Below are 10,488 nucleotides of genomic sequence, written 5' to 3' on the forward strand. Positions count from 1 at the left end.
ATGTACTGCCTTCCGCCCCCATCGCCAGGGCGAGCCAATCGGGATTGACAGGATGGCCTGTGGCCGCCCACATCTGCCCGTCCTCGCGCATTGTCGGCAGCGGCTCGACCGCCATCTGCATGACGCCCGCAATCTCCGCCGACCGCTTCTTGCCGTCTATCCGGTAGCTTATCGGCACCTTCTTGGCGCCAAGATTCGTGCCAATCATGAGTGCCAGCACCGCCATAGGGCCGCCCGCAGCGCCGGTGAAGATGGCACCTAGCGCCTCTGTTTGCCTGTCATCGGCCCGTTCGTCGATATAGGCGGCGGCCGTCCAATTGCCGTTTGCCATAGGACCCGGCGTGTGAGCGACCATCGCGACACTGAGCCCATCCAATCGAACGTCGCCGTAGTTGCCCGTGTTGATATGAAAGACCAAACCGACGTCGCAAACACCTTTCGTCGGCTTCGATGTCAGCTGCGCGTTGGTGGACAGCAGACAAGGACATACGACATCGCAGCTACAATTTTCGAAGTAACTTCCGGACAATTGCCAACGGACTGCCATTTGCACCTCCCACTTGCGTCAGGCGCGTCGGCATATCGCATTGGCGGGGCGGTGCCATTTCACGATTGTTGTAGGAACGGCAAATAGCCCCCGCCTCGACTGACCGGCACGCTAGGGCACATAATTTAAGCCATATCTAATATAGGTTACGCCGTTGCCTGGCACTGTCAAGCCGCGAGCGGCAGGGCTGGCGGCAGGCGCTGCTTGGGATCGCGGTTGAGAGCGCGAGGCTGGGGAGCGAGCCTGATCTCCCCCTCGAGGGGGAGATGTCGCCGAAGGCGACAGAGGGGGCCGCCGCGCGTGGGGCGCTGACCTCTTCTTCGTTCCCGCAGGGGCCCGGCGCTTGATGTGGGGCGACCCCCTCTGGCCTGCCGGCCATCCCCCCTCAAGGAGGGAGATTCGCGGCGTCACCGATTTCGCCAATCACGAGCGCCCCAAAAGGAAAAGGCCGGCCAAACGGCCAGCCCCTTTCCACATGCGCAATCTCCGGTCTCAATATACTTCGCCGGCTAACTAACGCTCCTGCTTCAGCCTTCTGCACAGCTCATCAAGCTGCTCCAGCGACCGGTATGAAACCCGCAAAGTGCCGCCCTTGCCCTTGTGATCCACTGACACAATCATGCCGATCGTATCGGTCAACAGCTTTTCCAGCGCCAGCGTATCGGCGTCCTTTTGCTCCGGACTTGGCGCCGGCTTGGCTTCCTTGGTGCTGCTGGTGCCGGCCGGTATCTGGGCCAGCGCTTCGGCCTGGCGCACCGAAAGGCCCTCTTCGACGATACGCTTGGCAAGGCCGGCCGGATCTTCCGCCGTCACCAGCGTGCGGGCATGGCCCGCCGACAGCGCGCCGTCGACCAGCATGTCGCGGATCACATCCGGCAGCTTCAGGAGCCTGAGCGTGTTGGCGACATGGCTGCGGCTTTTGCCGATCACCTGGCCGAGATCGGCCTGGGTGTAGCCGTGCTCATCGATCAGCTGCTGATAGCCAAGCGCTTCCTCGACCGCATTGAGGTCGGTGCGCTGGACGTTTTCGATGATCGCCAGCTCGAGCGCGGTGCGGTCGTTGACCTCGCGGATGATGACCGGGATCTCGGACAGCCCGGCGCGCTGCGCCGCGCGCCAGCGCCGCTCGCCGGCGATGATCTCGTAACGGCCGGCCTGTGCCGGCGAAGGACGCGCCACCACCGGCTGGACGACGCCGTGTTCGCGGATCGACTGGGCAAGGTCGGTCAGCTCGGCGTCGCCGAAATGCCGCCGCGGATTCTTCGGATTGGGGGTCAGGAACTCGATCGGCACCTTGCCGTCGGCGCTCATGCCTGGTTTTTCAGGCGCAGCTGGGCGATCGATCTCGCCGATCAGCGCCGCCAGCCCACGCCCCAGTCTCTTTCTCGAAAGGTCTTCGCTCATCTTTATTCCAGGTTCCGGATCGTTTCGGTATCGAATCGGCTCTTTAAATTGCAGGGAGTCTAATCAAGCGGCGCGTAACTTGCGCTCGCGGCGGATCACTTCCGACGCCAGTTGCAGATAGGCCTGACTGCCCGAGCATTTCAGATCGTAAAGGATCGCCGGCTTGCCGTAGGACGGCGCCTCGGACACCCGCACATTGCGCGGGATGACGGTCTCGTAGACCTTGTCGCCCATATGCGCCCGCACATCCTGCACCACCTGGTTGGCGAGATTGTTGCGGCCGTCATACATGGTCAGCACGATGCCCTGGATGGTGAGATCCGGATTGATCGAGCGGCGCACCTGCTCGACCGTCTCCAGCAACTGGCTGAGACCTTCGAGCGCGAAGAACTCGCATTGCAGCGGCACAAGAACAGAATCGGCCGCAGCCATTGAATTCAAGGTCAAAAGGTTGAGCGATGGCGGGCAATCGATCAGCACATAGCCAAAGGGTGCGCCGCGCTCGGTCGCGGCGCGCAGCGCATTACGCAACTTGAGCACCCGGTCGGGCGCGGAGGCGATCTCCATTTCAATGCCGAGCAGGTCGAGCGTCGACGGCACGATCGACAGGCCGGGCACCGCCGTCGGGATGGCCGCGGCCTCCAGCTCCAACTCGCCGGTCAACACGTCATAGGAGGACACCGTCCGATCCTTGCGGTCGATGCCGAGGCCGGTGCTGGCATTTCCCTGCGGATCGAGATCGACGATCAGCACCTTTTCGCCGATCGCGGCCAGCGCGGTCGCCAGATTGATGGCGGTGGTTGTCTTGCCGACGCCGCCTTTCTGGTTGGCTACGGTGATGATTCGGGGGCCATTCTTCATCATGGGTTTATGCCAGAAATTCATTTTGGGCGCCAAATCGCCTGTCAGTGACGGATCAGACAGGTCGCAGGTTGGACAATTCCAGGATGACGCCGCCAGCGTCGGTCACACTGGGATGTTCTACCAGATCGAAGGACCATCGGTGAACGCTTTCTTGCACTTCGGTGCGGTAATCCCGGCCTTTGTGGAACAGGCCGCGCGCGCCTGAAATCAGCCAGGGCGCCGACAGGTCCAGCAACGTCGAAAGCGGAGCCAGCGCCCGCGCCGTGACGATCTGCGGCGTCGAAACAAGCGCATGACTGTCGTCGATGCGGCGCGCCACCACCCGCGCCGGCAGGCTGAACTGCCCAATGACGGTCTGCAGGAAGGATGCTTTTTTGCGATTGCTTTCAACCAGATCGATGCTGGCGCCGTCGCGCTCGGCCAGCAGGAAAGCCATGACAAGGCCCGGAAATCCGCCGCCTGAGCCGATATCCACCCAGCGTGTGGCTTGGGGCTCTATGCGCGCGAGCTGCGCGCTGTCCAATATATGACGCTGCCAGACGTCGCCCGAGGTCGATTGCGCCACCAGATTGATGCTGCGATTCCACTTCTGGAACATCTGCTCGAACGCCACCAGCCGATCGAATGTTTCACGTGAAACCGGGCCTGCCGTGTCCTGCAGGCTCGCTAGGGTCATAGAACTCACGCAACATCCTTTTGCAGGCGCTGGGCGCTCTCCGCGTGACGGACATGCGCGACAATGATCGCCAGCGCCGCCGGCGTCATGCCTTCCATGCGCTGGGCATCGGCGATGGAGCGCGGCCGCCGCGCCTGCATCTTCTGCTTCAACTCGTTCGACAGACCCGGCACTCCGGCGAAATCGACCGTCTCGGGGATCAGCCGGCTCTCTTCATGCCGGATCTGCGCCACATCCGTCTTCTGGCGATCGAGATAGACTGAATATTTCGCCTCTGTTTCGAGGCGCTCCGCCGTCTTGCCGTCGATCGCCGCGAATCGCGAATCGATACGACCCAGCCAGGCCACGTCGACGTCGGGATAGGACAGCAATTCATAACCGGACCGGCGCACGCCGTCCCGGTTGATTTCCAGCCCATGACGCGCCGCCTCGTTGGGCGTCATTGTGAGCAACTTCGCCAGCTCCCGCGCTTCATCAAGATTCTGCATGACATCCCCGTAGCGTCGCATTCGCTGCGCCGAGGCGATGCCAAGCTTCGCAGCCACGGGCGTCAGCCGCTCATCGGCATTGTCGGCGCGTAGCGACAGCCGGAACTCGGCCCGCGACGTGAACATCCGGTAGGGCTCCGCAATGCCCCGGCTGGTCAAATCATCGACCATGACGCCGATATAGGCCTCGGTGCGGCTGAGCACGATCTGCTCGCTGCCCGCCGCCCGCCGCGCCGCATTGAGGCCGGCAAGCAAGCCTTGCCCGGCCGCTTCTTCATAGCCGGTCGTGCCGTTGATTTGCCCGGCGAGGAACAGGCCACTGACGCGCTTCGTCTCCAGCGTCTGATGCAGCTCGCGCGGATCGACATGATCATATTCGATGGCATAGCCGGGCTGCAGCATGACGGCTCGCTCCAGCCCCGGAATGGTTTTCAAGATGTCGAGCTGCACATCCTCGGGCAGCGAGGTCGAAATGCCATTGGGATAGACGGTGTCGTCGTCCAGGCCTTCCGGCTCCAGAAAAATCTGGTGCCCGTCCCTGTCCCCGAACTTGACGATCTTGTCCTCGATCGACGGGCAATAGCGCGGCCCAACGCCTTCGATCGATCCGGAATACATGGCCGAGCGACCGAGATTGGCGCGTATCAACTCATGCGTCGCGGTCGTCGTCCGCGTAATGCCGCAATCGATCTGCGGCGTGGTGATACGGTCGGTCATCAGCGAGAACGGCACCGGATCCGCATCCGCCGCCTGGCTTTCCAGCGACGCCCAGTCGATGGTCCGGCCATCGAGCCGCGGCGGCGTCCCGGTCTTCAGCCGTCCAAGCTTGAAGCCGGCGCGGTCCATCGTTGCCGACAGGCCGAGGCTCGCCTGCTCGTTCATGCGGCCGGCGACGATCTTCTTCTCGCCGATATGGATAAGCCCGCGCAGAAAAGTTCCGGTCGTCAGGACGACCGCGCCACAGACCAGGCGCCGGCCGTCGGCTAGGAGAACCGCCGTGATCTGCCCGTCGGCGATCTCGAAGTCCAGAACCTCGCCTTCGACCACGTCGAGATCGTTCTGCTGCCGAATCGCTTCCTGCATGGCAAGGCGATAGAGCTTTCTGTCGGCCTGCGTACGCGGGCCGCGCACCGCAGGGCCTTTGCGGCGGTTGAGCAGGCGGAACTGTATGCCGGCCGCATCCGCCACGCGGCCCATGAGGCCGTCCATGGCATCGATCTCGCGCACCAGGTGGCCCTTGCCGAGCCCGCCGATCGCGGGGTTGCACGACATGACGCCGATCGTGTCGAAACGCAGCGTCACCAGCGCCGTCCTGGCGCCGGCGCGCGCGGCAGCGCTGGCCGCCTCGCAACCCGCGTGGCCGCCGCCCACCACAACCACATCATAGCGATTGGTCATTTCCAAACGTCCTGGACTCAGAAGAATGAGGGACACATGTCCCTGCGGAGCGACGCTGTCAAGAAAACTCCGCGACAAGTTTCACGTGAAACAGCCGCGCCGCTAGTCAGCCCAGTGTTTCACGTGAGTCATCGGGCCGCCTGACACGTTTCACGTGAGTCATGCAGGCGGCGCAGCGCGGTGGTGGCCCAGATGAAGCCTACCCGCCTTCGGGGTTCGTCGAAAATCACGAAGCCATGCAGCAAAGCAACATACGATCTAAAGGGAGCTCACGCCGCAGCGACCCTGTTTCACGTGAGTCATTTCCCGATGCAGAACTGCGAGAAGATCACGTCCAGCATGTCCTCGACGTCGATGGCGCCGACGATTCGGCCGAGGCGATCGGCGGCGAGCCGCAACTCCTCCGCGCGCAACTCCTGCTCGTTCATCCGGCCGTCAGTGGCGCGATGCAGATGGCGGTTGGTCTCGCCAAGCAATTCGACGTGGCGAAGGCGCGACGGCAGGACATCGCCGACGCTGCCGGCTGACTCCGACGCGCGCCGGCCAATCTCCGCCAGCAATTCCTCCACGCCGGTCCCCTCCTCCACCGAGATGACAAGATCATAGTCGGCGGTCGCGTCGGGCACTGCACGGCCGTCGATCAGATCAAGCTTGGTGCCGACAAGCAGGGTGGGCGCCACGGTCGGCAGCTCACCGACATCCCTTGGTTTCGCCATGTCGTGAAGCAACAGCAAGAGATCGGCGCCATGCGCCTTGGCCCTCGCCTTCTCGATGCCGATCGCCTCGACCTTCCCCGGCGCATCGCGCATCCCGGCCGTATCCGTAAGCCGGACACGCAGCCCCTGAAGATCAAGTGTCACTTCAAGCAGGTCGCGGGTCGTGCCTGGTTCATCCGTTACTATAGCGGCATCGCGCCGCGCCAGGGCGTTGAACAGACTCGACTTACCGGCGTTGGGGGCACCGAGGATGACGACCTCAAAGCCGTCGCGAATGATCTCGGCGGCGCGAAATCCGGCGATGTGCCGGTCGATCTCGTCGATCATCGTTCTGACATCAGACCAGACCGCATCCGAAACGGAACCAGGGACGTCTTCCTCGTCGGCGAAATCGATCTCGGCCTCGATCATGGCGCGGGCATGGATCAGCCTGCGGCGCCAGCCGAGATAGAGTTCGCTCTGTACGCCGTCGGCATTCTGCACCGCGAAGCGCCGCTGCGCCTCCGTCTCGGCATTGACGAGATCCGCCAGCGCCTCGGTCTCGACCAGGTCTACCTTGCCGTTCAGAAAGGCGCGACGCGTGAATTCGCCCGGTTCCGCGTGCCTGACGCCGTCAAACCCGGTCATCGTCTCCAGCATTTTTGCCACAACGGCACGGCCGCCATGAACGTGGAATTCCGCGACGTCCTCGCCGGTGAAACTGGCCGGACCGGGAAAGAACACGACCAGCCCGGTGTCGAGCACGGCTCCATCGGGTGCCCGCATCTTGCGCAGAGCCGCCGCGCGGTCCTTAACCATAGCCCCAGCAATCGTTTCGACGACGAATCGAGTCTGTGGGCCGGAAATTCGGATGACGGCGACGCCGGCAGGCAGCCGGCCGCTCGACAGCGCTACGATGGAATCGCCTGAAATCATTTGCCCGCTCTACTGAACCGCCCTAGCTTCACGCCTATCAGCCAATCGCACCCGAGTTTGCCCAGTGACGCTGCCCGCGCAAAACCTGCTTGCCGAAGAAGCCAGCCCCTATCTGCAGCAGCACAGCGGCAATCCCGTCCACTGGCGGGCCTGGTCGCCGGCTTCGCTCGAAGAGGCGAAAGCGCTGGATAGGCCGATCCTGCTCTCGGTCGGCTATGCCGCCTGCCATTGGTGCCATGTCATGGCGCATGAAAGCTTCGAAAACGATGGCATCGCCGCCGTCATGAACCGTCTGTTCGTCAATATCAAGGTCGACCGCGAGGAGCGCCCGGACATCGACCAGATCTATATGGCGGCGCTGTCCTCGATGGGCGAGCAGGGCGGCTGGCCGCTGACCATGTTCCTGACCCCGGACGGCAAGCCGTTCTGGGGCGGCACCTATTTTCCGCGCGAGCCGCGCTACGGCCGCCCCGGCTTCATCCAGGTGATGGAGGCGGTGGACAAGGCGTGGCGGGAGAAGCGGGCGAGCCTCAACCAGAGCGCCGACGGCCTGACGACGCATGTCGAGGCGAGGCTCGCCGGTTCGCATGCCAGAACCGTGCTCGACCGCGCCACGCTGGCGGAATTGGCCAAGGGCATCGACGGCATGATCGACCGTGATCTCGGCGGATTGCGCGGCGCGCCTAAATTTCCCAACGCGCCGTTCATGCAAACGCTGTGGCTGTCCTGGCTGCGTGATGGCAATGCCGCCCATCGCGACGACGTCCTCAACAGCCTCGAACAGATGCTGCGCGGCGGCATCTACGACCACATCGGCGGCGGGCTCAGCCGCTACTCGACCGATGCCGAGTGGCTGGTGCCGCATTTCGAAAAGATGCTCTACGACAATGCCCAGCTCCTCCGCTTCTGCAACTGGGCCTATGCCGCAAGCGGCAATGAATTGTTCCGGGTGCGAATCGAAGAGACGATCGGCTGGCTGCTGCGCGAAATGCGCGTCGACGGCGGTGCCTTTGCCGCCAGTCTCGATGCCGACAGCGACGGCGAGGAAGGTCTGTTCTACACCTGGAGCCGCGACGAGATCGAAGCCGCCCTTGGCGACGATTCCGCATTGTTTTTCAAGCACTTCACGCTCTCCAGCCCGCATGGCTGGGAAGGCGAGCCGGTCGTCCACCAAACCTGGTCCCAGCAATCGCAATATGTGATCCACCGCGAAGAGATCAGCGCGCTCAAGGCGAAACTCCTTGCTGTCCGGGAAGAGCGGGTCAGGCCCGGCCTTGACGCAAAGACCCTCATCGACTGGAACGGCCAGATGATCGCGGCGCTTGCCGAGGCCGGCCGGGCGCTGGCGCGGCCTGACTGGATCGATGCGGCGGCAAAGGCCTTTGCCCATATCAGCGCTGCCAGCCGCGACGGCCGCCTGCCGCATTCGATGCTCGGTGCCAGAAAACTGTTCCCTGCTTTGTCCAGCGACTATGCCGCCATGGCCAACGCAGCGATCTCGCTGTTCGAGGCCACTGGAAATTGGAGCTATGTCGACCAGGCCGGCCAGTTTGTCGAGCAGCTCGAGCATTGGCACGCCGACGCCGAGAAGACAGGTTACTACCTGACTGCTTCCGACAGCACCGACGTGCCGATCCGCATCCGCGGCGATGTCGACGAAGCCATTCCGTCCGCCACCGGCCAGATCATCGAGGCGCTGGTCAGGCTCGCCTCCGTCACCGGCAATCTCGAGCTGCAGGAGAGAGCCTGGCACGTCGCCGAGCATGCCGCCGGCCGCGCGGCGCAGCAGGCCTATGGCCAGGCCGGCATCGTCAATGCCTGCGCGCTGGCGATCGAGCCGCTCAAGCTGGTGTTGGTGGATGAGTTCACAGATCCAAAGCTCGTTCCGGTTGCGAATCGAAACCCGGACCCGCGCCGCATCGACATCGTCGTGCCGATCGGTACGGCAGCGAATCGATCCTTGCTACCCGGTGGAATCCTGCCGCCGACCGACAAGGCAGGTGCATGGTTGTGCACGGGGCAGGTTTGTTTGCCGGCGGTGACGGATGCTGAAGAGCTCGAGCGATTGTTGCGACGGCGATAGTTTTGCTAACCGCCGGCGAGAGACGCCCCCCTCTGGCCTACCGGCCATCGCCCACTCAAAATGGGGAGATCGGCAGCTTCGCTGTTCCGTTCACCTTACGGCGTTGATAATTGCCGAAAACGACCAAGGGCGTAATCTCCCCCCTAGAGGGGGAGATGCCCGGCAGGGCAGAGGGGGGCGCGAAGGATCGCTACCCCATCCCCTTACGTGTTCATCGAATCGAAGAAATCCGCATTGGTCTTGGTCTGCTTCAGCTTGTCGATCAGGAACTCGATCGCGTCGGTGGTTCCCATCGGCGCCAGGATGCGGCGCAGCACGAAGATCTTTTGCAGGTCCTGCTTGGAAACCAGCAGGTCTTCCTTGCGGGTGCCGGACTTCAGGATGTCCATGGCCGGATAGATGCGCTTGTCGGCCACCTTGCGGTCGAGCTGGATTTCGCAGTTGCCGGTGCCCTTGAACTCTTCGAAGATGACTTCGTCCATGCGGCTGCCGGTATCGATCAGCGCGGTGGCGATAATGGTCAGCGAACCGCCTTCCTCGATGTTGCGGGCGGCGCCGAAGAAGCGCTTCGGCCGCTGCAGCGCGTTGGCGTCGACACCACCGGTCAGCACCTTGCCGGATGACGGCACGACGGTGTTGTAGGCGCGGCCGAGACGGGTGATCGAATCGAGCAGGATGACGACGTCGCGGCCATGTTCGACCAGGCGCTTGGCCTTCTCGATGACCATTTCGGCGACCTGCACGTGGCGCACCGCGGGCTCGTCGAAGGTCGAGGAGATCACCTCTCCCTTCACCGAGCGCTGCATGTCGGTCACTTCTTCCGGCCGCTCGTCGATCAGCAGCACGATCAGATAGCATTCCGGGTGGTTGGCGGTGATCGAGTGGGCGATGTTCTGCATCAGAACCGTCTTGCCGGTACGCGGCTGCGCGTTGATCAAGGCGCGCTGTCCCTTGCCGATCGGCGCCACCAGGTCGATCACACGGGCCGATATGTCCTTGGTGGTGACATTCTCGATCTCCATCTTCAGCCGCTTGGTCGGATAGAGCGGCGTCAGATTGTCGAAGTGGATCTTGTGACGGATCTTCTCGGGATCGTCGAAATTGATGGTGTTGACCTTGAGCAGCGCGAAATAGCGCTCGCCCTCTTTCGGGCTGCGGATCGGCCCTTCGACAGTATCGCCGGTCTTCAGCGAAAAGCGCCGGATCTGCGACGGTGAAATATAGATGTCGTCGGGACCTGGCAGGTAATTGGCGTTGGCGGAGCGCAGGAAGCCGAAACCGTCCTGCAGCACCTCGACCACGCCATCACCGATGATCTCGATCTCCTGGGCGGCCAGCTTCTTCAGGATCGCAAACATCACCTCCTGCTTGCGCATGACGCTGGCGTTTTCGACCTC

8 protein-coding genes are annotated in these 10,488 nt (G+C 63.1%); 1 reads left to right on the plus strand and 7 read right to left on the minus strand.

Features of this window, described 5'->3' with window-relative positions:
* The 6 genes from EN994_RS06145 to mnmE form a co-directional block, all read right to left on the minus strand.
* Positions 1–547 (minus strand): DUF1326 domain-containing protein (locus EN994_RS06145; protein ID WP_127307436.1); only part of this gene is annotated, 547 nt, incomplete at its 3' end.
* A gap of 513 nt (positions 548–1,060) precedes the next feature.
* Entirely contained in the window at positions 1,061–1,951 is an 891-nt protein-coding gene (locus EN994_RS06150; RefSeq protein ID WP_013528737.1) for a ParB/RepB/Spo0J family partition protein, read from the minus strand.
* A 63-nt stretch (positions 1,952–2,014) separates the two neighbouring features.
* Entirely contained in the window at positions 2,015–2,815 is an 801-nt protein-coding gene (locus EN994_RS06155) for a ParA family protein (RefSeq protein WP_013528736.1), read from the minus strand.
* 52 nt (positions 2,816–2,867) lie between these two features.
* A complete protein-coding gene (gene rsmG / locus EN994_RS06160) occupies positions 2,868–3,500 on the minus strand; it encodes a 16S rRNA (guanine(527)-N(7))-methyltransferase RsmG (protein ID WP_063169597.1) in 633 nt (210 codons plus the stop codon).
* Positions 3,497–5,377 (minus strand): tRNA uridine-5-carboxymethylaminomethyl(34) synthesis enzyme MnmG, encoded by a 1,881-nt coding sequence (gene mnmG, locus EN994_RS06165; protein WP_063169598.1) that lies wholly within the window; start codon positions 5,375–5,377, stop codon positions 3,497–3,499. Before mnmG ends, rsmG begins: the two co-directional genes overlap by 4 nt.
* 299 nt (positions 5,378–5,676) lie before the next feature.
* A complete protein-coding gene (gene mnmE / locus EN994_RS06170; RefSeq protein ID WP_127307437.1) occupies positions 5,677–7,008 on the minus strand; it encodes a tRNA uridine-5-carboxymethylaminomethyl(34) synthesis GTPase MnmE in 1,332 nt (443 codons plus the stop codon).
* 64 nt (positions 7,009–7,072) lie between these two features.
* Between mnmE and EN994_RS06175 the strand changes: the two genes are divergently transcribed.
* Complete coding sequence (locus EN994_RS06175; RefSeq protein ID WP_063169600.1) at positions 7,073–9,091, plus strand: thioredoxin domain-containing protein; 2,019 nt, start codon at positions 7,073–7,075, stop codon at positions 9,089–9,091.
* A 203-nt stretch (positions 9,092–9,294) separates the two neighbouring features.
* Here the strand turns inward: EN994_RS06175 and rho are convergent.
* A partial coding sequence (gene rho, locus EN994_RS06185; RefSeq protein WP_127307438.1) for a transcription termination factor Rho occupies positions 9,295–10,488 on the minus strand: 1,194 nt, incomplete at its 5' end.

The organism is Mesorhizobium sp. M7A.F.Ca.CA.002.09.1.1, assembly GCF_003998555.1.
Lineage (GTDB): Bacteria > Pseudomonadota > Alphaproteobacteria > Rhizobiales > Rhizobiaceae > Mesorhizobium > Mesorhizobium ciceri.

What these genes read in the sequence shown, in the direction of transcription:
- mnmG (WP_063169598.1), bottom strand. Translation starts at nt 5,377, where the DNA reads ATGACCAATCGCTATGATGTGGTTGTGGTGGGCGGCGGCCACGCGGGT.
- mnmE (WP_127307437.1), bottom strand. Translation starts at nt 7,008, where the DNA reads ATGATTTCAGGCGATTCCATCGTAGCGCTGTCGAGCGGCCGGCTGCCT.
- EN994_RS06155 (WP_013528736.1), bottom strand. Translation starts at nt 2,815, where the DNA reads ATGATGAAGAATGGCCCCCGAATCATCACCGTAGCCAACCAGAAAGGC.
- EN994_RS06150 (WP_013528737.1), bottom strand. Translation starts at nt 1,951, where the DNA reads ATGAGCGAAGACCTTTCGAGAAAGAGACTGGGGCGTGGGCTGGCGGCG.